The sequence below is a fragment of the Pseudomonas tolaasii NCPPB 2192 genome, from assembly GCF_002813445.1.
Classification (GTDB): Bacteria; Pseudomonadota; Gammaproteobacteria; order Pseudomonadales; family Pseudomonadaceae; genus Aquipseudomonas; species Aquipseudomonas tolaasii.
In genome coordinates this window covers 5,983,486-6,007,604 of the sequence record NZ_PHHD01000001.1, presented here as the reverse complement: position 1 = coordinate 6,007,604, position 24,119 = coordinate 5,983,486, and the positions used below count along the sequence as shown (strand labels likewise).

At 56.7% G+C, this 24,119-nt stretch carries 16 protein-coding genes, 2 tRNA genes and 3 rRNA genes; 12 read left to right on the top strand and 9 right to left on the bottom strand.

The features are described 5' to 3' along the window. Positions 1–6 precede the first annotated feature (6 nt). Positions 7–570, bottom strand: a complete 564-nt coding sequence (gene msuE / locus ATI14_RS27250) for an FMN reductase (protein WP_016969002.1) — start codon at positions 568–570, stop codon at positions 7–9. Between the two features lie 398 nt (positions 571–968). Between msuE and ATI14_RS27245 the strand changes: the two genes are divergently transcribed. The 3 genes from ATI14_RS27245 to ATI14_RS27235 all read left to right on the top strand — a co-directional run bounded on the left by ATI14_RS27245 (position 969) and on the right by ATI14_RS27235 (position 4,487). Next, on the top strand, positions 969–1,238 hold the full coding sequence (locus ATI14_RS27245; protein WP_031319398.1) for a DUF547 domain-containing protein: 270 nt from the start codon (positions 969–971) through the stop codon (positions 1,236–1,238). A 232-nt stretch (positions 1,239–1,470) separates the two neighbouring features. Further along, complete coding sequence (locus tag ATI14_RS27240) at positions 1,471–2,631, top strand: cysteine desulfurase family protein (RefSeq protein ID WP_016969004.1); 1,161 nt, start codon at positions 1,471–1,473, stop codon at positions 2,629–2,631. Positions 2,632–2,678: 47 nt separating this feature from the next. After that, positions 2,679–4,487, top strand: coding sequence for an aminopeptidase P family protein (locus ATI14_RS27235; protein ID WP_016969005.1), 1,809 nt, complete (start codon positions 2,679–2,681; stop codon positions 4,485–4,487). Here the strand turns inward: ATI14_RS27235 and ATI14_RS27230 are convergent. Then, positions 4,480–5,388, bottom strand: coding sequence for a LysR family transcriptional regulator (locus tag ATI14_RS27230; protein WP_016969006.1), 909 nt, complete (start codon positions 5,386–5,388; stop codon positions 4,480–4,482). The two genes, ATI14_RS27235 and ATI14_RS27230, sit on opposite strands and share 8 nt — an antisense overlap. A 123-nt stretch (positions 5,389–5,511) precedes the next feature. Between ATI14_RS27230 and ATI14_RS27225 the strand changes: the two genes are divergently transcribed. Then, the gene (locus tag ATI14_RS27225) at positions 5,512–6,489 is read left to right on the top strand and encodes a zinc-dependent alcohol dehydrogenase family protein (RefSeq protein ID WP_016969007.1); all 978 of its coding nucleotides are present in this window, start codon (positions 5,512–5,514) and stop codon (positions 6,487–6,489) included. On the opposite strand, the gene ATI14_RS27220 is transcribed toward ATI14_RS27225, so the two are convergent. From ATI14_RS27220 to rhtA, 4 genes are all read right to left on the bottom strand, one after another. Then, on the bottom strand, positions 6,486–7,076 hold the full coding sequence (locus ATI14_RS27220) for a 2-hydroxychromene-2-carboxylate isomerase (protein WP_016969008.1): 591 nt from the start codon (positions 7,074–7,076) through the stop codon (positions 6,486–6,488). The genes ATI14_RS27225 and ATI14_RS27220 overlap by 4 nt on opposite strands. A 36-nt stretch (positions 7,077–7,112) precedes the next feature. After that, positions 7,113–7,844, bottom strand: a complete 732-nt coding sequence (locus tag ATI14_RS27215; RefSeq protein WP_016969009.1) for an SDR family oxidoreductase — start codon at positions 7,842–7,844, stop codon at positions 7,113–7,115. A 108-nt stretch (positions 7,845–7,952) separates the two neighbouring features. Then, positions 7,953–8,234 carry a hypothetical protein gene (locus ATI14_RS27210; protein WP_016969010.1) on the bottom strand — a complete coding sequence of 94 codons (282 nt, stop codon included), beginning with the start codon at positions 8,232–8,234 and terminating at the stop codon, positions 7,953–7,955. A gap of 169 nt (positions 8,235–8,403) precedes the next feature. Continuing rightward, complete coding sequence (gene rhtA / locus ATI14_RS27205) at positions 8,404–9,291, bottom strand: threonine/homoserine exporter RhtA (RefSeq protein WP_080520410.1); 888 nt, start codon at positions 9,289–9,291, stop codon at positions 8,404–8,406. A gap of 699 nt (positions 9,292–9,990) precedes the next feature. Here rhtA and ATI14_RS27195 point away from each other — a divergent pair. The 5 genes from ATI14_RS27195 (at position 9,991) to rrf (ending at position 15,202) form a co-directional block, all read left to right on the top strand. Beyond that, positions 9,991–11,527 (top strand): 16S ribosomal RNA (locus ATI14_RS27195). Positions 11,528–11,609: 82 nt separating this feature from the next. Further along, a tRNA-Ile gene (locus tag ATI14_RS27190) sits at positions 11,610–11,686 on the top strand. Positions 11,687–11,716: 30 nt separating this feature from the next. Next, positions 11,717–11,792 (top strand) — tRNA-Ala (locus ATI14_RS27185). Positions 11,793–12,039: 247 nt separating this feature from the next. Then, a 23S ribosomal RNA gene (locus tag ATI14_RS27180) occupies positions 12,040–14,931 on the top strand. A 155-nt stretch (positions 14,932–15,086) separates the two neighbouring features. Continuing rightward, a 5S ribosomal RNA gene (gene rrf, locus ATI14_RS27175) occupies positions 15,087–15,202 on the top strand. The 16S, 23S and 5S rRNA genes sit together here with 2 tRNA genes alongside, the layout of an rRNA operon. Positions 15,203–15,282: 80 nt before the next feature. Here the strand turns inward: rrf and ATI14_RS27170 are convergent. Continuing rightward, positions 15,283–16,173 (bottom strand): LysR family transcriptional regulator, encoded by an 891-nt coding sequence (locus tag ATI14_RS27170; protein WP_026083402.1) that lies wholly within the window; start codon positions 16,171–16,173, stop codon positions 15,283–15,285. Positions 16,174–16,275: 102 nt separating this feature from the next. On the opposite strand from ATI14_RS27170, the gene ATI14_RS27165 reads away from it, so the two are divergent. The 3 genes from ATI14_RS27165 (at position 16,276) to ATI14_RS27155 (ending at position 20,243) form a co-directional block, all read left to right on the top strand. After that, a complete protein-coding gene (locus ATI14_RS27165) occupies positions 16,276–17,691 on the top strand; it encodes an aldehyde dehydrogenase family protein (RefSeq protein ID WP_016968809.1) in 1,416 nt (471 codons plus the stop codon). A gap of 133 nt (positions 17,692–17,824) precedes the next feature. Further along, positions 17,825–19,717 carry a penicillin-binding protein 2 gene (gene mrdA / locus ATI14_RS27160; RefSeq protein ID WP_016968810.1) on the top strand — a complete coding sequence of 631 codons (1,893 nt, stop codon included), beginning with the start codon at positions 17,825–17,827 and terminating at the stop codon, positions 19,715–19,717. Positions 19,718–19,775: 58 nt separating this feature from the next. Beyond that, positions 19,776–20,243, top strand: a complete 468-nt coding sequence (locus tag ATI14_RS27155) for an SRPBCC family protein (protein WP_080520611.1) — start codon at positions 19,776–19,778, stop codon at positions 20,241–20,243. 39 nt (positions 20,244–20,282) lie between these two features. On the opposite strand, the gene ATI14_RS27150 is transcribed toward ATI14_RS27155, so the two are convergent. Beyond that, entirely contained in the window at positions 20,283–20,867 is a 585-nt protein-coding gene (locus tag ATI14_RS27150) for a hypothetical protein (RefSeq protein WP_016968812.1), read from the bottom strand. A gap of 91 nt (positions 20,868–20,958) precedes the next feature. Then, positions 20,959–24,033 (bottom strand): autotransporter outer membrane beta-barrel domain-containing protein, encoded by a 3,075-nt coding sequence (locus ATI14_RS27145; protein ID WP_031319349.1) that lies wholly within the window; start codon positions 24,031–24,033, stop codon positions 20,959–20,961. Positions 24,034–24,119: the final 86 nt, after the last annotated feature.

The window sequence follows — 24,119 nt, the reverse complement described above, 5'->3', positions numbered from 1 at the left end:
AAATCCTTATGCGATTTTCAACAGCGAAGGGGCGTGCGCGGTAAACAAGGGCGCTGCGCGTTCTGCCGCCAGTTGAATGCGGGCTTTTAACAAGTCGCTGGTGATTTGGTAGTCGGTGAAGTCGGCCTCGGTGGCGTACACGCCGATCGGCAGCGTCAGGGCCTGGAAGAAGCTGAACAGCGGGCGCAACTGGTGATCCAGAACCAGCGCGTGGCGTTCGCTGCCACCGGTGGCGGCGAGCAAAACCGGGGTGTTGATCAGCGCATTGAGGCCAATCAGATCGAACAAATGTTTGAGCAGGCCCGGATAGGAGCCGCGATACACCGGGGCGGCCACCACCAATAAATCGGCATGTTCGATGGCCAACAGTTGGGCTTCGACGTCGGCGGGCAATTCATCGCGGGACAGCGCACCGCCCAACGGCCGGGCGATGTCGCCCAGTTCGATCAGGGTGGTCTGGATTGGCAGTAAGGTGGCCAACTCGGCCAGCACGGCCTGGGTCAACACCAGGGTACGGGACGGGCGCCAGGTACCGCCGGAGAGGGCAACGACATTCAGGGGACGGGTCATGAACAGTTCCTTTATCAACAGTGGGTCATGGCAAATGAGGTCACCCGACAGGAGCAAGAGCTGTACCAACGGCTGAAAGCCTTGAATGGCAAGGGCTGCGGGTGTTCTGCTGAACAATGAAGCTGTTGTGTGCCTGGTGTTTTGTTGAATGGCTGTTGCCCTGGCAACAGTTGCGTGGCGAACAGTTGCGGCGCGCTACAGGCCATTTATAGAAGGTTACGTTTATTCCGTAAACGAACGTATTTCCATATTTATAGGCTCTAAAGGAATATGAAACACTGCTATCGAAGGTGCCGGAACGGTTGATAGCGACTATCACGGACGATGATTTTTCGTCGTGCGAGGGCGGGAGTAGCCTGTGTTCATTGACTTCAAACCTTCATTGCAGGGCCGCCGCCATGAATCGTTTTCTCGCTGTTTCGTTATTAGTCGTCAGCTCCGTCCTCGCCGGGTGTGCGACACATTCCTCTCCAGAGTTACGCCCCTACACTGCGCAAGAAACCAAACAACTGGCGCTTGAGGCGCTGAGCCGTCGCGGGTTGTCGTTCGATGAGTATCAGCAACAACGTGCAGCGCTGACCGGCCAGCCACAAAGGCCTTTCGGCTTTGATCGCCAGGGCGAAATGAACGCCGAGCGCAGTGTCACACTGCACGGTCGTCCCAGTTGAGCCTGTGCCAGACAGCAAAAAGCCCGAGATTTCCACAAGGAATCTCGGGCTTTTTGTTTGCCATGGCGCCACGTCAGCCTGTTAAGCTCAATTTCAGGAGCGTTCCTACGCACATTTAAATAAAGTGGTCCTTCTTTAATGGCATTCGATTGGTTAAACCTGACGACCTCTGTCCCGATCGATGCCCCTGAGACGCTGGTCTCGGGAATACGCTCTGCGAGTCTTTAACGTCATGAATAAACGTCCGTTGTATTTCGACTACGCCGCCACCACACCGGTGGATGAGCGTGTGATTCAGGTGATGGTCGAGTGTCTGGGCTTCAATGCCAATTTCGGTAACCCGGCGTCCAGTTCCCATGCGTTCGGCCAGGCGGCCCGGCAAACGGTCGAACAGGCGCGCGGCCAAGTGGCCGAACTGGTTGGCGCAAGCCCCGCGCAGATTGTCTGGACCTCCGGCGCCACCGAATCCAATAACCTCGCGCTCAAGGGCGTCGCCCAGGCGCGCGGCGTCGCGGGCGGGCATATCATCACCAGCCAGATTGAACACAAGGCCACCCTGGACACCGCGCGACAGTTGCAGGAAGCCGGCGTGGCGGTGACCTATCTGGTGCCGGATGCCGAAGGGCTGATCACGGCCGAGGCGGTCAGCGAGGCGCTGCGTGAAGACACTTTTCTGGTGTCGTTGATGCTGGTCAATAACGAGCTTGGTACCCTGAACGACATCCCCGCCATCGGCGCGCGCGTGCGTGAACACGGCGCCTTGCTGCATGTGGACGCTGCGCAGGGCGCGGGCAAGGTGGCGATTGACCTGGCTCAATGGCCAGTGGACTTGATGTCGTTTTCCGCGCACAAGCTGTATGGGCCCAAAGGCATCGGCGCGTTGTACGTCGGCCCGCGGGCGCAACAAAAAGTGTTGGCGCAGATTCACGGCGGCGGCCATGAGGGCGGTTTGCGCTCGGGCACCCTGGCGACTCACCAGATTGCCGGCATGGGCACCGCGTTTGCGCTGGCGGCGGCATCTTTTAATGAAGAGAAAGCCAGGATTGTGGCTCTGCGCCAGCGTCTGCTGGATCAATTGCAGCCTGTCGCCGGCGTGCGTTTGAACGGCAGCCAGACCCAGCGCATTCCCCATACCCTGAGCCTCACGTTCGGCGAGGGCGAATTCAATTCCGCCGCGCTGAGCGCAGGTATCGCGTTTTCGGCCACGTCGGCCTGCAACTCGGCCAGCAATGCGCCGTCCCACGTGCTTCTGGCCCTGGGCCATGATGCGCGCAGTGCCGGGCGCACCATTCGCTTGAGCCTGGGCCGGTATACCACCGAGCAGGATATCGACGAGGCCGTGCAACTGATCAAGGCCGCATTGGCCAGCGCCCCGGCGTTCTGGGCGGTTTGATTTGAATCGCAACACATAATAATGATGAGTGGTCAGCAGGAGACACAATGAGTACGCAGCCTTTGATCCATGGAACGGTTCCCCAGCGCCTGGCGCACACCCGCGAACTGATGAGCCGTGAGGGCATTCACGCGCTTCTGGTGCCGTCGGCCGACCCGCATTTGTCCGAGTACCTGCCGGGTTACTGGCAGGGGCGACAATGGCTGTCGGGGTTTCATGGCTCGGTGGGCACACTGATTGTTACCGCCGATTTCGCAGGTGTTTGGGCCGACAGCCGCTACTGGGAACAAGCCACCAAGGAACTCAAGGGCAGCGGCATCGAGCTGGTCAAGTTGCAGCCCGGCCAACCCGGCCCGCTGGAGTGGCTGGCCGAACAAACCCCGGAAGGTGGCGTGGTGGCGGTGGACGGCGCGGTGATGGCCGTGGCCTCGGCGCGCACCCTGGGTGGCAAGCTGGCCGAACGTGGCGCGCGGTTGCGTACCGACATCGACTTGCTCGACGAAGTCTGGCAGGACCGCCCCGCCTTGCCGGACCAGCCGATCTATCAGCATCTGCCGCCACAGGCGACTGTCAGCCGTGGCGACAAACTTGCCGCACTGCGCGCCAGCCTCAAAGAAAAGGGCGCCGACTGGCATTTCATCGCCACCCTGGATGACATCGCGTGGTTGTTCAACCTGCGCGGCGGCGATGTGTCGTTCAACCCGGTGTTTGTGTCCTTTGCCTTGATCAATCAACAGCACGCCACGTTGTTTGTAGCGCTGAGCAAAGTCGATGCAGAGTTGCGTGCGGTGCTGGAGCAGGATGGCGTGACCCTGCGCGACTACAGCGAAGTCGCCGATGCACTGCGTGATGTGCCTGCGGGCGCCAGCCTGCAAGTCGACCCGGCTCGCGTTACCGCCGGCCTGCTGGAAAACCTCGATGCCGGCGTCAAGCTGGTTGAAGGGCTGAACCCGACTACCCTGGCCAAATCGCGCAAAAGCCTGGCGGACGCCGAGCACATTCGCCACGCCATGGAGCAGGACGGCGCGGCCCTGTGCGAATTTTTCGCCTGGCTGGACAGTGCCCTGGGCCGTGAGCGCATAACCGAGCTGACCATCGACGAACACCTGACCGCGGCTCGTACCCGTCGGCCGGATTATGTGTCGCTGAGTTTCAATACCATCGCGGCGTTTAACGCCAACGGTGCGATGCCCCACTATCACGCCACCGAAGAAGAGCATGCGCTGATCGAAGGCGACGGCTTGCTGCTGATTGACTCGGGTGGCCAGTACCTCGGCGGCACCACGGATATCACGCGGATGGTGCCAATCGGCACGCCGAGTGAGGAGCAGAAGCGTGATTGCACTCGCGTACTCAAAGGGGTGATTGCGCTCTCCCGTGCCCATTTCCCTAAAGGCATTCTGTCGCCGCTGCTGGATTCGATTGCTCGCGCGCCGATCTGGGCCGAGGGCGTGGACTACGGCCACGGTACCGGTCACGGCGTAGGTTATTTCCTGAATGTGCACGAAGGCCCGCAAGTGATCACCTATCAGGCCGCCACTGCGCCGCAAACGGCCATGCAGCCTGGGATGATTACGTCGATTGAGCCGGGGACTTATCGCCCGGGGCGCTGGGGCGTGCGGATCGAGAACCTGGTGCTGAACCGTGAAGCCGGGAAGACCGAGTTTGGTGAGTTCCTCAAATTCGAAACCCTGACGCTGTGCCCGATCGACACCCGTTGCCTGGAGCCGTCGTTGCTGACGGCGGACGAGCGCGAGTGGTTCAACGGCTATCACGCAGAGGTCCGTGAACGCTTGAGCCCATTGCTCAGTGGCGCCGCGCTGGAGTGGCTGCAGGTGCGCACGGCGGCTATCTGATCGGTTGCAACTCGGGGGCCTGGGCCAAGGCCTCGGCCATATAGTCGACGAATGCCCTGACCCGGGCCGACTGACGACGGTTGGGCGCCGACACTGCGTGAATCGGCAGCGACAGTGGCGTGTAATCCTGCAATAACGCCACCACGCGGCCGGCTTTCAAGTCGTCAGCGAACAACCACAGGGGCGACAGCGCAATGCCGAGCCCCGTCAACACCATTTCGCGCACCGCCTCGGAGTTATTGCTCTGGGCGTTGCCGCTGATGCGGACCGTGTGGCGTTTGCCGTCCTTGTCGTAAACCCATTGGTTCTGGCTGCTCAGCAGGTTGAAGAGCAGGCAATTGTGTTGCGAGAGATCTTGCGGTGTTTGCGGCGCGGACTGCCGGCTGAGGTAAGCCGGGCTGGCCAGGGTGACGCGATGAGTGATGCCGATCTGCCGGGCGATCAGGCCACTGTCGCGCAGTTCGCCGATGCGCAGGGTCACGTCCAGGCCTTCGCTGACCATATCCTGCAAGTGATCATTGAGTTGCAGGTCAACCTGGACGTCGGGAAATTGCTGCAAAAAACCACTCAGGCGTGGAGCGATATGCAGTCGCCCGAAGCTTACGGATGAACCGATGCGCAACGGCCCGGCGACGGTTTCCTTGCCGGTCTGGAAACTGTGTTCCGCTGCATCCACTGCCGCGAGGATTTCCCTGCAATGGTTGTAGTACCGCTGACCTTCGTCCGTCAGGGAAAGGTGGCGGGTACTGCGGGCGATCAGTTTGCCCCCCAGCGCGGCTTCCAGACCTTGCAGCACTTTGCTGATGGTGGGCTGGGTGGTCTGCATTTCCCGGGCGACGGCGGAAAAGCTGCCGCGTTCGATCACTCGAACGAAAATCGCCATTGCACTGAGTTTGTCCATGAGTTATCCAATTCATGCCATATGCGCATAGGCACTATAGCTTTTTAGCGTCTTATCGGCATGAGTGTGGGCGTAGATCATTGATTGCAACTTCAATGAACCGGGAATGCTGACATGACCTCTATGAATGCGCTGATCGTGGACACCGTAAATGGGCCGTTTCGGCTGACGAGCATTGTTCGGCCGCTGGCGGGGCCAGGCGAAGTGCTGGTAAGAATCCGAGCCAGCGGCCTCAACCCGCTGGATGGGAAAATTCGCGCTGGCCAGGCCGCGCACGCCAGGCAACCGTTACCGGCAGTCCTCGGAATGGATTTGGCGGGGACTGTTGAGGCGGTTGGCCCATTGGCGGGCGAATGGCAGGTGGGCGATGAGGTGTACGCCCTTGGCACCGGCATCGGCGGCGTGCAGGGCTCGTTGGCCGAGTTTGCGGTCGTCGACGTTCGGCTGCTGGCAAAAAAACCAGCCAGCTTGAGCATGGGCGAAGCGGCGGTGTTGCCGCTGGTGTTGATCACCGCGTGGGAAGGGTTGGTGGATCGGGCCCGTGTGGGAATAGGGCACAAGGTTTTGATCCAGGGCGGCGCAGGTGGGGTAGGGCATGTCGCGGTGCAGCTGGCGCTTGCCTTCGGCGCAGACGTGTATGCGACCGGCTCGGCCAGGCATCGGGCCACTATCGAAGGCTTGGGGGCGACCTTTATCGACTATCAGCAACAAACGGTTGAAGACTATGTGGCGCTGCACACTGAGGGCGAAGGCTTCGACATTGTGTACGACACCGTTGGCGGTGAAACACTGGACGCGTCCTTTCGGGCGGCCCGGACTTATACCGGCCACGTAGTGAGCTGCCTGGGTTGGGGGCAGCACAGCCTGGCGCCGCTTTCATTTCGCGGGGCGACGTATTCCGGCGTTTTTACGCTGTTGCCGCTGCTGACAGGCAAGGGGCGCGAGCATCATGGTGAAATACTTGCTCAAGCTGCCGGGTTGATTGAGGCAGGCAAGCTCAAGCCGATCATGGATCCCCGTCAGTTCGATATGCACAGCGCCAACGCCGCTTACGATTTACTCGCAAACGGCGCTCAGGGGCGCTTGGCGATCGAAACCTAACTGAGCGCTTCTCGCACAAACTCCAGACGGTCCTGACCAAAGAACAGCCGGTTTCCCACAAACATGCTCGGCGCACCAAACACACCGCGCTTAACGGCTTGTTCGGTTTTGTCCTTGAGGGCGTTTTTTACCGCTTCATCGTTGGCCAACGCGAGAACGGCTTCCGGGTCGAAGCCGTTTTCGGTCAATACTGCGGCCACGACGGCAGGGTCGCCCAAGTGACGGCCTTCAACCCACAGGGCGCGAAACAGGCAATCGATAAAGTCCTGGAAGCGTTCGGGCTGGTGTATCTGGATACCGGTAATGGCGCGCATCAGTACCAGGGTGTTGATGGGGAAATGCGGGGTGAATTTCAGTACCACGTTGTAGCGTTGGGCATAGCGCGCCAAGTCATCAAACATATAGCGACCTTTGGCCGGTATGGTGATTGGCGATGCATTACCGGTGGCTTTGAACACACCGCCCAACAGCATCGGTTGATAGACGAGCTGTGTGCCGGTTTCCGCGCAGAGTGCGGGCAGTTGGGTGTAGGCCAGATAAGTGGCGGGGCTGCCGAGGTCGAAAAAGAATTCCAGGGTTTTACGCATGGTCGGTACTCGTGCCTTGTTGTTATGAGAGCGGGCTTACCAGGGTTCATTCCAGGGGCGCAGGTCCAGTTCGAAGGTCCAGGCGTCGCGCGGCTGGCTGTGCAGGAACCAATAGTTGTCGGCAATGTGATCGGGGTTGAGTATGCCGTCCTGATCTTTCTGGGCGTACTTTTGCGGGAAATTGTCGCGAATGAAGTCCGTGTCGATGGCGCCGTCGACGACCACATGGGCTACGTGAATATTCATGGGGCCCAGCTCCCGCGCCATGCTTTGCGCAAGCGCCCGAATGCCGTGCTTGGCGCCGGCGAATGCGGCAAAGCCCGGGCCGCCACGCAAGCCCGCGGTGGCGCCGGTGAACAGGATCGTGCCGCGGTTACGCGTGACCATGCGCTTGGCGACCTCGCGAGCATTCAGGAAACCCGAGAAGCAGGCCATCTCCCAGATCTTGAAGTATTTACGCGCGGTTTCTTCAAGAATGCTGCACGGCACATTGGCGCCGATGTTAAAGACGAAGGCCTCGACGGGCCCCAGCTCGGTTTCAATCTGCTCGATCAGGGCGATCACGTCTTCTTCTTTACGGGCATCGCAGGCAAAGCCATGGGCTTGGCCTCCCGCTGCCCGGATGCTCTCTACCAGAGGTTGCAATTTGTCGGCGCTGCGACGGGTGACGCAGGCAACGTAACCTTCGCGGGCAAAACGCTTGGCAATGGCACCGCCGGTGGCATCGCCGGCACCCACTACCAATACGATTTTCTTGTTGAGGGTCATGGGGAACTCCATTGGCTCGATTGTCGAGCAGGAGTCTAGACCCAGCATTGCCAAGGGGAGGTATTGTTCGGCAATTTAATGAGCAGTCGCGGGTGACTGCTCGAAGCTTCATTTACAGATGACGATCATGCTGCGGCTGGTATAGCCGGCCGGGTTAAGGCCGAATGGGTAATCCCCTGGCTCTTCCGAGTTGTCACCTGATTTGGCAATCACCCGGTAGCCCTTGGCGCCGCATGAGTTGGCGGCACTGGTGTAGCACTGATCCCAGGAGGAGGACAGGCCGGAACAGTTGATATGCAGCCCTTTTTTGCCCCGTTTCACTTCTGTCTTGGTGGTCGCAGCACAGCCGGCAATAGCCACGACCATTAACAGTATCAAAATTCGCTTCATTCCAATCCTTATAGCCGCTGCGCCAAAAGGGCCAAAGCAGGCTTTACTCGCTCTCGATTGTAGCGTTCAGCTGTCCCTGTCGAAATTCTCCATGAATGACATTCGTTTACGGGCTAAACATGGCCTAAATGCGCGGCAAATACCAGAGCTACCTTTAAAGCAAAGCCAGTCAATCGGCTGGCACCAGCGGTTTGGATTCATTGCGCATCGTCAGCGTGGCGCCCACGGAGGCCAGGATGATGCAGGTGATGGCCAGCCATTGAGCAAGGGACAAGTGTTCTTGCAGGAAGAACAAGCCGGACAAGGCGCCGAATGCCGGTTCGATACTCATGAGGGTACCGAAGGTGCGTGCAGGCAGGCGCGTGAGGGCGACCATTTCCAGGGTATAGGGTAAGGCCGTGGATAAAACGGCGACGCCGATGGCAATCGGGATCAGCGCCGGCGTCAGCAAGGCCGCCCCGGCGTGAACGATTCCAATAGGGGCCACGAACAGAGCGGCGATCATCACTCCAAGGGCGGCGGTTTGTACGCCATTGTCATTCCCTGCCTTCTGGCCGAACAGGATGTAGAGCGCCCAGCAGATGCCTGCGCCCAGCGCGTAAGCGGCACCGATCAAATCGATACCGTTGCTGGTGTCTCCGCTGGGAATCAGTAGAAGAAGGCCTACGATTGCCAGCGCAATCCACAGGAAATCCACCGCTCGGCGCGACGCATAGATGGCAACGGCCAGCGGGCCGGTGAATTCCAGGGCAACCGCAATGCCCAAGGGCACGGTGCGCAGTGACATATAGAAGAGAAAGTTCATGCCGCCCAGCGCCATCCCGTAGATGACGACGGTGCGCAGGGATTTGGCCGTCAGCCTGGCGCGCCATGGGCGTAGCAGAAGCAGCATTATTACGCTGGCGAAAATCAGCCGCAGGGTTGTAGTCCCTTGGGCGCCGACGATGGGAAACATGCTTTTGGCCAGCGATGCGCCGGATTGGATCGAGGCCATGGCAATCAGCAGCAGGCCGACGGGGAACAGTGTCGAAGCCAGGCCGCGGGAAGGGGGGGTCATTTGAAGAAGGCGTCCGAAGTAAGGATAGGAGAGCGGAAGTCGCTATGATGCTTAACTGTTTTGTTTTGAGCAATATATTGCTCATTGAGCTATGTGTTGCCTTATATATAGGAGGGGGTCCACGGGTTTCTGTTTGTTTGATAGAAAAACGAAATTAAGGGTTGACGGCAGATTCTGGAAGTCTATAATTCGCCCCACTTCCGGCGCAGTCGAAACGGAAAACTCCTTGAGTTTCAATGAGTTAAGTAAGTTTCGAGAGCGAATTGCTTCAGTTAATCGAAGCCCAGAAGGAGTTGATAGGGCGGCGTTGTTTGGCTCTGTTAACGTTTCGATCCTCTCGGTCGAAAGCGGAGAAAAAGAGGTGTTGACAGCAGCGTGTAACGCTGTAGAATTCGCCTCCCGCTAACGAGAGATCGGAAGCGCAAGTGGTTGAAGTTGTTGAAGAAATCTTCGAAAACTTCTGAAAATAATCACTTGACAGCAAATGAGGCTGCTGTAGAATGCGCGCCTCGGTTGAGACGAAAGATCTTAACCAACCGCTCTTTAACAACTGAATCAAGCAATTCGTGTGGGTGCTTGTGGAGTCAGACTGATAGTCAACAAGATTATCAGCATCACAAGTTACTCCGCGAGAAATCAAAGATGTAACCAACGATTGCTGAGCCAAGTTTAGGGTTTCTTAAAAACCCAAAGATGTTTGAACTGAAGAGTTTGATCATGGCTCAGATTGAACGCTGGCGGCAGGCCTAACACATGCAAGTCGAGCGGTAGAGAGAAGCTTGCTTCTCTTGAGAGCGGCGGACGGGTGAGTAATGCCTAGGAATCTGCCTGGTAGTGGGGGATAACGTCCGGAAACGGACGCTAATACCGCATACGTCCTACGGGAGAAAGCAGGGGACCTTCGGGCCTTGCGCTATCAGATGAGCCTAGGTCGGATTAGCTAGTTGGTGAGGTAATGGCTCACCAAGGCGACGATCCGTAACTGGTCTGAGAGGATGATCAGTCACACTGGAACTGAGACACGGTCCAGACTCCTACGGGAGGCAGCAGTGGGGAATATTGGACAATGGGCGAAAGCCTGATCCAGCCATGCCGCGTGTGTGAAGAAGGTCTTCGGATTGTAAAGCACTTTAAGTTGGGAGGAAGGGCAGTTGCCTAATACGTAACTGTTTTGACGTTACCGACAGAATAAGCACCGGCTAACTCTGTGCCAGCAGCCGCGGTAATACAGAGGGTGCAAGCGTTAATCGGAATTACTGGGCGTAAAGCGCGCGTAGGTGGTTTGTTAAGTTGGATGTGAAATCCCCGGGCTCAACCTGGGAACTGCATTCAAAACTGACTGACTAGAGTATGGTAGAGGGTGGTGGAATTTCCTGTGTAGCGGTGAAATGCGTAGATATAGGAAGGAACACCAGTGGCGAAGGCGACCACCTGGACTAATACTGACACTGAGGTGCGAAAGCGTGGGGAGCAAACAGGATTAGATACCCTGGTAGTCCACGCCGTAAACGATGTCAACTAGCCGTTGGAAGCCTTGAGCTTTTAGTGGCGCAGCTAACGCATTAAGTTGACCGCCTGGGGAGTACGGCCGCAAGGTTAAAACTCAAATGAATTGACGGGGGCCCGCACAAGCGGTGGAGCATGTGGTTTAATTCGAAGCAACGCGAAGAACCTTACCAGGCCTTGACATCCAATGAACTTTCCAGAGATGGATTGGTGCCTTCGGGAACATTGAGACAGGTGCTGCATGGCTGTCGTCAGCTCGTGTCGTGAGATGTTGGGTTAAGTCCCGTAACGAGCGCAACCCTTGTCCTTAGTTACCAGCACGTTATGGTGGGCACTCTAAGGAGACTGCCGGTGACAAACCGGAGGAAGGTGGGGATGACGTCAAGTCATCATGGCCCTTACGGCCTGGGCTACACACGTGCTACAATGGTCGGTACAGAGGGTTGCCAAGCCGCGAGGTGGAGCTAATCCCATAAAACCGATCGTAGTCCGGATCGCAGTCTGCAACTCGACTGCGTGAAGTCGGAATCGCTAGTAATCGCGAATCAGAATGTCGCGGTGAATACGTTCCCGGGCCTTGTACACACCGCCCGTCACACCATGGGAGTGGGTTGCACCAGAAGTAGCTAGTCTAACCTTCGGGAGGACGGTTACCACGGTGTGATTCATGACTGGGGTGAAGTCGTAACAAGGTAGCCGTAGGGGAACCTGCGGCTGGATCACCTCCTTAATCGACGACATCAGCTGCTCCATAAGTTCCCACACGAATTGCTTGATTCATTGAAGAAGACGATAAGAAGCAGCCCGAAATTGGGTCTGTAGCTCAGTTGGTTAGAGCGCACCCCTGATAAGGGTGAGGTCGGCAGTTCGAATCTGCCCAGACCCACCAATTTTGTGTGGGAAACGCCTGTAGAAATACGGGGCCATAGCTCAGCTGGGAGAGCGCCTGCCTTGCACGCAGGAGGTCAGCGGTTCGATCCCGCTTGGCTCCACCACTACTGCTTCTGAAGTTTTAAAGCTTAGAAATGAGCATTCCATCAGTGTGATGGTGAATGTTGATTTCTAGTCTTTGATTAGATCGTTCTTTAAAAATTTGGGTATGTGATAGAAAGATAGACTGAACGTTACTTTCACTGGTAACGGATCAGGCTAAGGTAAAATTTGTGAGTTCTCTTAGTTGAGAAATTCGAATTTTCGGCGAATGTCGTCTTCACAGTATAACCAGATTGCTTGGGGTTATATGGTCAAGTGAAGAAGCGCATACGGTGGATGCCTTGGCAGTCAGAGGCGATGAAAGACGTGGTAGCCTGCGAAAAGCTTCGGGGAGTCGGCAAACAGACTTTGATCCGGAGATGTCTGAATGGGGGAACCCAACCATCATAAGATGGTTATCTTGTACTGAATACATAGGTGCAAGAAGCGAACCAGGGGAACTGAAACATCTAAGTACCCTGAGGAAAAGAAATCAACCGAGATTCCCTTAGTAGTGGCGAGCGAACGGGGACTAGCCCTTAAGTGGCTTTGAGATTAGCGGAACGCTCTGGAAAGTGCGGCCATAGTGGGTGATAGCCCTGTACGCGAAAATCTCTTAGTCATGAAATCGAGTAGGACGGAGCACGAGAAACTTTGTCTGAATATGGGGGGACCATCCTCCAAGGCTAAATACTACTGACTGACCGATAGTGAACTAGTACCGTGAGGGAAAGGCGAAAAGAACCCCGGAGAGGGGAGTGAAATAGATCCTGAAACCGTATGCGTACAAGCAGTGGGAGCAGACTTTGTTCTGTGACTGCGTACCTTTTGTATAATGGGTCAGCGACTTATTTTCAGTGGCGAGCTTAACCGAATAGGGGAGGCGTAGCGAAAGCGAGTCTTAATAGGGCGTCTAGTCGCTGGGAATAGACCCGAAACCGGGCGATCTATCCATGGGCAGGTTGAAGGTTGGGTAACACTAACTGGAGGACCGAACCGACTACCGTTGAAAAGTTAGCGGATGACCTGTGGATCGGAGTGAAAGGCTAATCAAGCTCGGAGATAGCTGGTTCTCCTCGAAAGCTATTTAGGTAGCGCCTCATGTATCACTGTAGGGGGTAGAGCACTGTTTCGGCTAGGGGGTCATCCCGACTTACCAAACCGATGCAAACTCCGAATACCTACAAGTGCCGAGCATGGGAGACACACGGCGGGTGCTAACGTCCGTCGTGAAAAGGGAAACAACCCAGACCGTCAGCTAAGGTCCCAAAGTTATGGTTAAGTGGGAAACGATGTGGGAAGGCTTAGACAGCTAGGAGGTTGGCTTAGAAGCAGCCACCCTTTAAAGAAAGCGTAATAGCTCACTAGTCGAGTCGGCCTGCGCGGAAGATGTAACGGGGCTCAAACCATACACCGAAGCTACGGGTATCACGTAAGTGATGCGGTAGAGGAGCGTTCTGTAAGCCTGTGAAGGTGAGTTGAGAAGCTTGCTGGAGGTATCAGAAGTGCGAATGCTGACATGAGTAACGACAATGGGTGTGAAAAACACCCACGCCGAAAGACCAAGGTTTCCTGCGCAACGTTAATCGACGCAGGGTTAGTCGGTCCCTAAGGCGAGGCTGAAAAGCGTAGTCGATGGAAAACAGGTTAATATTCCTGTACTTCTGGTTATTGCGATGGAGGGACGGAGAAGGCTAGGCCAGCTTGGCGTTGGTTGTCCAAGTTTAAGGTGGTAGGCTGAGATCTTAGGTAAATCCGGGATCTTAAGGCCGAGAGCTGATGACGAGCTAACTTTTAGTTAGCGAAGTGGTTGATGCCATGCTTCCAAGAAAAGCTTCTAAGCTTCAGGTAACCAGGAACCGTACCCCAAACCGACACAGGTGGTTGGGTAGAGAATACCAAGGCGCTTGAGAGAACTCGGGTGAAGGAACTAGGCAAAATGGCACCGTAACTTCGGGAGAAGGTGCGCCGGTGAGGGTGAAGGACTTGCTCCGTAAGCTCATGCCGGTCGAAGATACCAGGCCGCTGCGACTGTTTATTAAAAACACAGCACTCTGCAAACACGAAAGTGGACGTATAGGGTGTGACGCCTGCCCGGTGCCGGAAGGTTAATTGATGGGGTTAGCTAACGCGAAGCTCTTGATCGAAGCCCCGGTAAACGGCGGCCGTAACTATAACGGTCCTAAGGTAGCGAAATTCCTTGTCGGGTAAGTTCCGACCTGCACGAATGGCGTAACGATGGCGGCGCTGTCTCCACCCGAGACTCAGTGAAATTGAAATCGCTGTGAAGATGCAGTGTATCCGCGGCTAGACGGAAAGACCCCGTGAACCTTTACTATAGCTTTGCACTGGACTTTGAATTTGCTTGTGTAGGATAGGTGGGAGGCTTTGAAGCGTGGACGCCAGTCTGCGTGGAGCCATCCTTGAAATACCACCCTGGCAACTTTGAGGTTCTAACTCAGGTCCGTTATCCGGATCGAGGACAGTGTATGGTGGGTAGTTTGACTGGGGCGGTCTCCTCCTAAAGAGTAACGGAGGAGTACGAAGGTGCGCTCAGACCGGTCGGAAATCGGTCGTAGAGTATAAAGGCAAAAGCGCGCTTGACTGCGAGACAGACACGTCGAGCAGGTACGAAAGTAGGTCTTAGTGATCCGGTGGTTCTGTATGGAAGGGCCATCGCTCAACGGATAAAAGGTACTCCGGGGATAACAGGCTGATACCGCCCAAGAGTTCATATCGACGGCGGTGTTTGGCACCTCGATGTCGGCTCATCACATCCTGGGGCTGAAGCCGGTCCCAAGGGTATGGCTGTTCGCCATTTAAAGTGGTACGCGAGCTGGGTTTAGAACGTCGTGAGACAGTTCGGTCCCTATCTGCCGTGGACGTTTGAGATTTGAGAGGGGCTGCTCCTAGTACGAGAGGACCGGAGTGGACGAACCTCTGGTGTTCCGGTTGTCACGCCAGTGGCATTGCCGGGTAGCTATGTTCGGAATAGATAACCGCTGAAAGCATCTAAGCGGGAAACTAGCCTCAAGATGAGATCTCACTGGAACCTTGAGTTCCCTGAAGGGCCGTCGAAGACTACGACGTTGATAGGTTGGGTGTGTAAGCGCTGTGAGGCGTTGAGCTAACCAATACTAATTGCCCGTGAGGCTTGACCATATAACACCCAAGCAATTTGACTACTCTAACGAGCATCAGATTGCGGTGTGTGAAGACGAAATGAACCGAAAGTTCGACGCTCACAAAACACCGAAAGCTGTCACATACCCAATTTGCTGAAGCGAGGCACACGCCACGACTCAGTACCCGAATTTCTTGACGACCATAGAGCATTGGAACCACCTGATCCCATCCCGAACTCAGTAGTGAAACGATGCATCGCCGATGGTAGTGTGGGGTTTCCCCATGTGAGAGTAGGTCATCGTCAAGATTAAATTCCGAAACCCCAATTGCGAAAGCAGTTGGGGTTTTGTTTTGGGCGGTCGGAAAGGGTCGAGTCAAGACTCGCCGTCAAAACGCTTGCTCCTTGATCAAATCAATCAACGCCCTTAACCCTGCCGGAATATGACGTCTGCCTGGGTAATAGAGCCGCAGCGAATCAAAAGGCGGCGTCCACTCCTCAAGTACGCGCACTAATGTCCCTTCGGCCATATCTGCAGCGGCATTCCACTCCGTCAAATAAGTCAGCCCCAGCCCTGCTCTGGCGGCTTGAAGCATCAAAGTCGGGTTATCCAGTGTCAGTGCGCCTGGTACGTCGACGGCAATATTTTCCCCGTGGCGTTCAAACTCCCATCGATAGATCGCTCCACTCGGCATTCGACTGCGGATGCACTCATGAGCGTTTAAATCCAGAGGGCTCAACGGGGCAGGGTGCCTGGCAAAGTAGGCGGGGCTGCCAACAACAGCAAAGCGTTGTGGCGGGCTGATATCGAGGGCGATCATATCTTGAGGAACGCTGTCGCCCAGACGAATTCCTGCGTCGAACCCTTGAGACACTATGTCGACCAGTCGGCCCTCCGTGACGATATCAAGCTTCATTTGCGGATAACGCCGCACGTACTCCAATAACAGCGGCATCACCTGTTTGGCCGCACCCGCGGATGTATTGAGCCGTAATGTGCCAGTGGGCGCAGCCTGGCTATTCCCAGCTTGTTCCAGCGCAATCCGGATGGTCGAAAGTGCAGGTGTGATCGTGCCGACGAACTCTGCCCCGACCTCCGATAGCGACACGCTACGCGTTGTACGATTGAACAGTCGGACACCCATGCGCGCCTCAAGCGCCGCGATTGAATGGCTCAGCGCCGATGTTGAAACATCCAACTCGGTTGCTGCCGCCCGAAAGCTGCGATGGCGTGCTACCGCCAGCACTGCCTCTAATTCATTTAAGCCTGATGTATTCATTGTCCTGAATTTCTCATCAAGTCATTCGTGTTTGTACGGATTATCAGATCAATCATAGTGACATACCGTGGAGCACATCAACAAAGTGTCTACGGAGGCCCTATGCACCAGATCAACCAGATCTATATCAACGGACAATTTGTCACCCCACACGGCGAAGAGCTGTTCGACTTGTTCAACCCTGCCACTGCCCGGCGTATTGGCCAGGTTCGGCTGGCTGATGAAAGAGATGCACTGAATGCAATCAGCGCAGCAAAGGCAGCGTTCCCGTTATTTTCTCGGACAACAAAATCAGAGCGCGTTGCTAACCTGCGGCGCATGCACGCCGCAATCACCTCCGTGGAGTCAGAGTTGACGGAGGCCATCATCGAAGAATATGGCGCGCCCGTATCCCGGGCGTCGTGGATGGCCAAGCATGCCGCCAGTGTTCTGAGTGAGACCGCGGCGGTGCTGGAGGATTACGATTTCACGCGGAAAATCGGCATCGCCGAAATCACCATGCAAGCTCTAGGCGTTGCCGGCCTCATAACGCCCTGGAACAGCAATGCCGGTTTCATTTGCGGCAAGCTGGCTGCTGCGTTGGCGGCCGGTTGTACCGCGGTGATCAAACCGAGTGAGATGAGCGCGCTGCAGACCTCTATCGTCACACGAGCCCTGCACCAAGCCGGCCTTCCGCCGGGTGTCTTCAACATTGTTACAGGCCGTGGCGAAACTGTGGGGGCCGTGCTGAGTACCCACCCCGACATCGCCAAAGTGTCGTTTACCGGGTCAACTGCGGTAGGCAAACAAATCCTGCGAGCAGGGGCTGAAACGCTGAAACGCATTACCCTGGAACTGGGTGGGAAGTCGCCGGTGCTGATACTCGATGACGCTGACTTCAAAGAAGCCATACCCATGGCACTTCAAGCCGGTTTCATGAACAGCGGCCAGGCCTGCATTGCCGGCAGCCGTCTCCTCGTCCCCGCCGGGCGCCTGGCAGAAGTAGAAGCGCTGATCGTTCAGGAAATCAATCACATCCGCGCAGGTAACCCCACCCATCCGGATACCAGTGTCGGTCCCATGGTCAGTTTCAAGCAATGGCAACGCGTTCAGCGCTATATCCAGATCGGCATCGAAGAGGGGGCCCATTTGCTGGCCGGTGGCCCTGGCTTGCCTGACGGGATTGAAGCGGGTTGGTTCGTCCGGCCCACCGTATTCAGCCGTGTCACCAACCAGATGACGATTGCCCGCGAGGAAATCTTCGGCCCCGTGCTGTCGGTCATCACCTACAACGATGAAGAAGAGGCCCTGACAATCGCCAACGACACGCCCTACGGCCTGCAGGCCTACATTCTGTCCTCTGACCCACAGAGAGCCCAAAAACTGGCCTCAGACATTGATGCAGGCCGCGTGCTGATCAATACCCTGGCCCACGAGCCCCGCGCCCCGTTCGGCGGTTTCAAGCAGTCCGGCATCGGCCGAGAATACGGGACTTACGGTCTGGAAGCCTTTCTAGAGCCAAAATCCGTCCTGTCCTGACAAAACAGCATGCCGTTGGGGAAATCGATGCAAAGTGTTTCTGCATTTTTGGTATGGTGCAGCACATTTTCACAAGGATTGATTTTTATCCGCAGGATGCGGCGTCGACTTTCTTCAACGAGATGCTGTAGAAATGCCTGAACCGATACCTATCAAGGATCACGAAAAAGAAAACCGCCTGGTCAACAAGCGCCTGCTCGCCTGCGCGTTGCTGGTGATCGGTATTACCTGCGCCCTGGTAGGCCGCATGTATTTCCTTCAAGTGGTGCAATATGACTACCACTCCACGATTTCCGAAAATAACCGTGTCCACGTGTTGCCGATCACGCCGACCCGCGGGCTGATCTACGATCGCAACGGCGTGGTGTTGGCCGATAACCGCCCCAGTTACAACCTGACCATCACCCGCGAGCGCGCCACCGACCTCAAAGGTGAGCTGGACGCCATCGTCAACCTGCTGCATCTGCCCGCTGAAGACCGAGCCGTATTCGACAAGGCATTGAAACAGGCGCGCCACCCGTTTGTTCCGGTCACGCTGTTTTACGAGTTGACCGAAGAACAAATCGCCGTGTTGGCCGTCAACGAATTCCGCCTTCCGGGGGTAGACGTCGAGCCGCAATTCGTTCGCCACTACCCATTGGGCGCACATTTTGCCCACTCGATTGGCTACGTTGGCCGCATCAACGAAAAAGAATCCAAGGCCCTCGACTCTGTGGAGTATCGCGGTACCCAGTCCATCGGCAAGACCGGCATCGAACGCTTCTACGAATCCGAGCTGCACGGCCACGTGGGTTATGAAGAGGTTGAGACCAACGCACAGGGCCGCGTGCTGCGTGTGCTCAAACACACTGACCCGGTGCCGGGCAAAAATATCGTTTTAAGCCTCGATGTCCATCTTCAGGAAGCGGCCGAAGAAGCTTTGGGCGATCGTCGCGGTTCCGTCGTTGCCCTCGACCCGCAGACAGGCGAAGTGCTGGCCATGGTCAGCAAGCCGAGCTTCGACCCGAACAGCTTTGTCACCGGAATCAGTTTCAAGGAATACGCCGCGCTGCACGATTCCATTGACCGACCACTGTTCAACCGCGTGTTGCGCGGGCTCTACGCGCCGGGTTCAACCATCAAGCCGGAAGTGGCTATCGCCGGCCTAGACAGTGGCGTCGTGACCGCCCAAACCCGGGTGTTCGACCCCGGTTACTATCAATTACCCGATTTTGACCACAAATACCGCAACTGGAACCACAGTGGTGACGGTTGGGTGGACATGGACGCGGCCATCATGCGTTCCAACGACACCTACTTCTATGACTTGGCGCACAAGCTCGGCATCGACCGCCTGCATGACTACCTCGCTGAGTTCGGCCTCGGCCAGAAAGTGTCTCTCGACATGTTTGAGGAATCCGCCGGCCTGATGCCGTCCCAAGCCTGGAAACGCGCGACACGGCGCCAACCCTGGTTCCCGGGGGAAACCGTGATCCTTGGCATTGGCCAAGGCTACATGCAAGTCACGCCGCTGCAACTGGCCCAGGCCACGGCGCTGATTGCCAACAAGGGCGTGTGGAACCGCCCGCATCTGGCCAAGACCATCAACGGCGTACCGCCGGTGGATGAAAACCCGATGCCGAATGTGGTGCTCAAGGATCCGCGTGATTGGGAGCAGGTTAACCATGGGATGCAACTGGTGATGCACGACCCGCGCGGTATCGCTCGGGCTGCTGCGCAAGGCGCGCAATATCGGATTGCCGGCAAGAGTGGTACGGCGCAGGTGGTCGCGATCAAACAGGGTGAGCGTTATAACCGTAACAAAACCCTTGAACGTCACAGGGACAACGCCCTGTTCGTCGGCTTTGCGCCAGCCGAACATCCGAAGATCGTAATTTCGGTGATGATCGAAAACGGCGAGGCCGGTGGCCGTGTGGCAGGTCCGGTGGTGCGGCAGATCATGGACGCCTGGCTGCTCGACCAGGAAGGCCATTTGAAACCGCAGTACGCCACCCCGGCCAAGGCACCGGGTGACCCGCACGTATAGCTCAAGCCTGGGTTGCGTATTGGTCGATGTCGCCTACTGTTCATTGAGGAGGTGACTTATGCACGTATTGGATCGCATCGAACGAAAAGTCCTGCTCAACGCGTCACGCAAACAGGTTTGGGAAGCGCTCACGGACGCCGAACAGTTTGGCAGCTGGTTCGGTATCGCCCTGAAAGGCGAAACGTTCACGGCGGGGGAGTCCATCGAAGCGCCGATTACTTACCCCGGTTATGAACATGTGGTGTGGAAGGCCCAAATCGAGCGCATATTGCCGCAGACGTTGTTTTCGTTCCGGTGGCACCCCTTTGCGGTGGAAGAGGGTGTCGACTACGACAAGGAAACGCCGACGTTGGTGGAGTTCACCCTTGAGGATCGCGCGCCGGGCATTCTGCTGCGGGTGGTTGAATCCGGCTTTGATGCCGTCCCCGAGGCTCGCCGGCAGAAAGCCTTCAAGATGAATTCCCGCGGCTGGGATGAGCAAATGGGCAACATTGAAACCTATCTCAACCAGGCTCGTCGTGCCTGAACCGAACGGGCATCTTGCCGATGCCCGTCCTCCTTACCGTCAGCCTTCGTGGGCCGTGGTGATTTCCAGGGTGTCGGTGAAGGTCACCAGCACACTCTGCCCGACCTTCAGGTCTTTGAGCCCGGCACGGATCTCCGGTTTTTCAACGTTCAGCACCTTGGTCGCGCCGGTCGGGTTTTCCAGGGTGACCTGGTTTTTCTTCAGGTCGATATGGGTGATCTTCAGTTGTACCTGCACTTGGCGAAATGCTGCCCCACCGGGGTTCCGGTTGTCGGCGGTGGCACGCAGCACGCCCGTTTTCTCGCTGGAGTCCGGGGCGCTCTTGTCCACATCGGTGTCGAGTACGGCGGCTACCGAGTGGGTGGTCAGTACTTTCACTTGATCGCCCACCTTGAGGTTGCCCAGGTCCTTGGCGTCATCGTTGAGTTGTACATGCACCGGGTTGCCCTGGGCGCCCGCCAGCACCACCTGGTGGTTGGCGGCATCGACCGACAACACCTTGGTGGTCACTTCATCGGCTTCCAGGGATTTGGACAACGGGATATCGGCAGCGTAAGCGGAGAGGTTGCCGACGGACAGCAGGGTGGCCAAGGCGATGGCCGGGCGCAGAGGGGGGAGTTTCATTGAGGTGACTTCCATGTGAGAGAAGCCATGAGTCTAGTGGCGAGTCAGTGATGAGCAAATGCGCTGACAGCCACCAGCCTGTTTGCAGGTTTTAGAAACTCATCTGCCATTGGCCAACCAGCGCATGGTTGCGACTGCTGCTGCCCAGCTCCCCGTTGTAACCTACGCTCAAGCTCTGGCGTGCAGACAAACCGACGTCCAGCCCAACCTCAATCATCAGGCTGTCGCGATCCAGGGCGCTGCCTTCAACATTAAACGCGTCGCCTCCGACCAGAAACGCCTGGCGTGTCTCGCTGTCTACGTTGCCATAAAGGTGTCGCCAGCCAAGGCTGGCGCGCGGCGTCAGGCTGATACCGTTTTCCAGTTGGCTCAGATGTGCCAAGCGCATCCCGAAGGTGCTGCTGAAGTTTTCCTGTGTCTGGGCGTCCACCTGAAGTGCTGCCACGCTGCCTTTTTCGCGGAAGCTGTCGCGGTGATAGCGCTGATAACCCAGGTTGGCGAAAGGTTCGATGCTGAAACGGCCAGTGCCCAGAGCGTAACCTACTTCGGCGAAGGTTTGCTGGCTGTCGGCGTCGTAATCACCCTTGGGGCGCTCGTTGAACCCTTCAAACGCCACTGTGCGCTTGTTATCGCCAACATGATGGCTGTAGGCAGCGCCCAGTCGCAAAGCCAGCGGGCCATCCTGGCGTACGGCATAGGCGCCGACGTGCCAACTGCGCAGTGTGTTATCGACGTTGTGGCTGTCGACGTCAGTCTTCGAATAACCCCCCAGTACGCCCAGGCGCCAGAGGGGCGACAATGACCAGTCCACACCCAGCAAGCTGCCCTGGGTGCGCTGCTGCGAGGCGTCGGTGCCATGCTGGCCGTCCAGTTTGCCGTAGCTGCCGATCCCTTGCAGCCAGACGCGGCCGCGTGCGTTCGGGTCGTTCAGGTTGCGAGCACTGCTCGGTACGCCCGTCGCGGCCAGCTCCGGGGTTTGTGCCGGTTCAAGCCCGACCAGCAAGCCTGAGTTGCTGTTCATCTGGCGCATGGCGGAAAGCATTGAGGTGCCGATCTGAGCGCTGGCTACCAGAGTGGCGCTGGCCAGATTGGCATTGCTGCTGCCGGCCAACGCTTCGATGGCCGCGCTGGCGGTGGTTTCGGAGGTGGCCAGCAATGCGTCATAGAGCGGGTTTGGAGCAGGCAAAAACCATGGGTAGGGAAACGGGCCTTCTCCCTCTGGCAAGTGGCTCCATGTAATCGACTCAATACTGTTGACCGCGCGAGCACCGTTTGCTGTACGGGCGTAATCGATGAACTGGATGTCGTTGCGGGTGTAGCTCAAGTCAACGGCAGTGGCTGCGTAACTGAGTTTTGGTGTGAGGAATGCGTAGTCGTTTTTCAGGTTGGAATCATCAAAAGTGCCAATGATGTTACCGGCCTCAAGCAGGCGGAATTGACTGTGCCACGGGTATTCATACGGCGCGCCGGGCTCCAGCAGCAACCGGGCACCATTGAGGTTGGCAGTGCCCGTCACGTGGGTAGTTGCAGCGCTGCCATCGGCATTGGTCGCGAAATAAAAGGTAGAGCCACGCGCCATGGTGAAATCCCCATTGACCTGAGGTGCCCCTGATCGAGTGTTGGTGGTCAGTTGGCCATTGATGACTAGATTGCCAACTGATCCGCTCCCCTGATATTCAGCCCCCTGATCAACTACAACATTTCCGTTGATGGAGCCCAGGTTTTTCAGCAGCGCGCCGGTGAACACTTGCACGCCCTCATCAAAGTCCGTTTTTCCATTGATCTGCCAGTAACCCTTGCGCACTTCCAGTGATTGGAAATTACGACTTTCATCCAGAGTGCCATCAGGCGTGGAAGGCCAGGAGTAACGGTTGTAGCCATCCATGATCATGGTGTTACGGCCGGTGCCGCCATCGACCAGACCTTCAAAGCGTGCGCCGTATTTCAGGGTCAGCGTGTCGTTGCCACCGCCCATATCCAGGGCTATGCCGTTGGCGCCACTGATCAGCCCTCCGTTGGACACCTGATCATCAAAATTGCCGATCAGCCTCACACCATAGCCATCCTGGCCGCGTATCTCGCCGTAATTTTCCAGCGTTGTTGCAGCCAGTGCCGAACCGCCCAAGCCATTGCCTGCGATCAGACCGTTGTTGGCCCCCGTGATGCTCCCTCCCGTGGCGCTGTTGAAGACATAGCCGCCACCGATAGACACACCTTCGCTGGTATTGGCGTGACCATTTTTGTCGACACCGCTGGAGCCGGTGCCCTGAATCGTTCCCCAATTATCGATGCGAGCTATGCCGCCAATCCGTACGCCGTCACCATCAATGTTTGTCAGTCGGCCATCTTGTCCGCCTTTGATCGTGCCATCCCTGTTGAACACCGTGGCGTCACCTGTAGAGATGACACCTGCACCATTGCGCCCCTCGATCGTGCCCAAATAGTTACTCAACGAACTGATGTGCGCACCGGAAACGCCATTGCGACCACCAGAAATCAAGCCGCTGTTTGAAACTCGAACATCCGTGGCTGAATCGATTTTGATGGCGTCGAATCCATCGGCAACGTTGCGCAGGTCACCGGTAGATATTTCGCCGTAATTGCTGAGGTTCATGTGAGAACCCGTGCGCACGCCGTCACCGGACTCAGACCTGATAACACCACCTGTGTTGTTATCAAGCGTCGTACGTGCACGGTTTCCGGTAACACTACTGAAGTCCACTGCCTGGCCGCTCAAGGCGCGAACAGTGCCTCGATTACTCAGATTGATTTCGCCGAACTGATTTAAGGTCGTATCGATACGAATGGCATCGTTTGCACCCTCAATGACTGCGCCGGCATAGTTACGAACATAGTAGTAGCCGTAGTCATTTTGAATGCCACGAGTAACGATGGCTCCGGCGCCAGTTGACGCAATCCGGCCGTAATTATTGACGTAGACAGTGGGTACCCAGAACGGGGTGGCTTTGAATTCAACGGCATTTTGCACCGTATTGATAGTGCCGGAGCTCTTGACCCATAGACTTGGATCTATCCGGTCGCCGTTACCAATGACCTGAGTCGTGGTGTTCTGTGTGTCAATCATGATCTCTGCTTCAGACGCCAGAGGCATCCACACACCAGAAACAATCAACGAAATTTGCAGGGCGAGACGGCGGGGGGGCATATGACATGCATGAAATCCTTTTCTTGAATCGCGCTATTTTCCTATATAGCTATTTGATATTGCCAGCGCATTCTAATAATTCAATG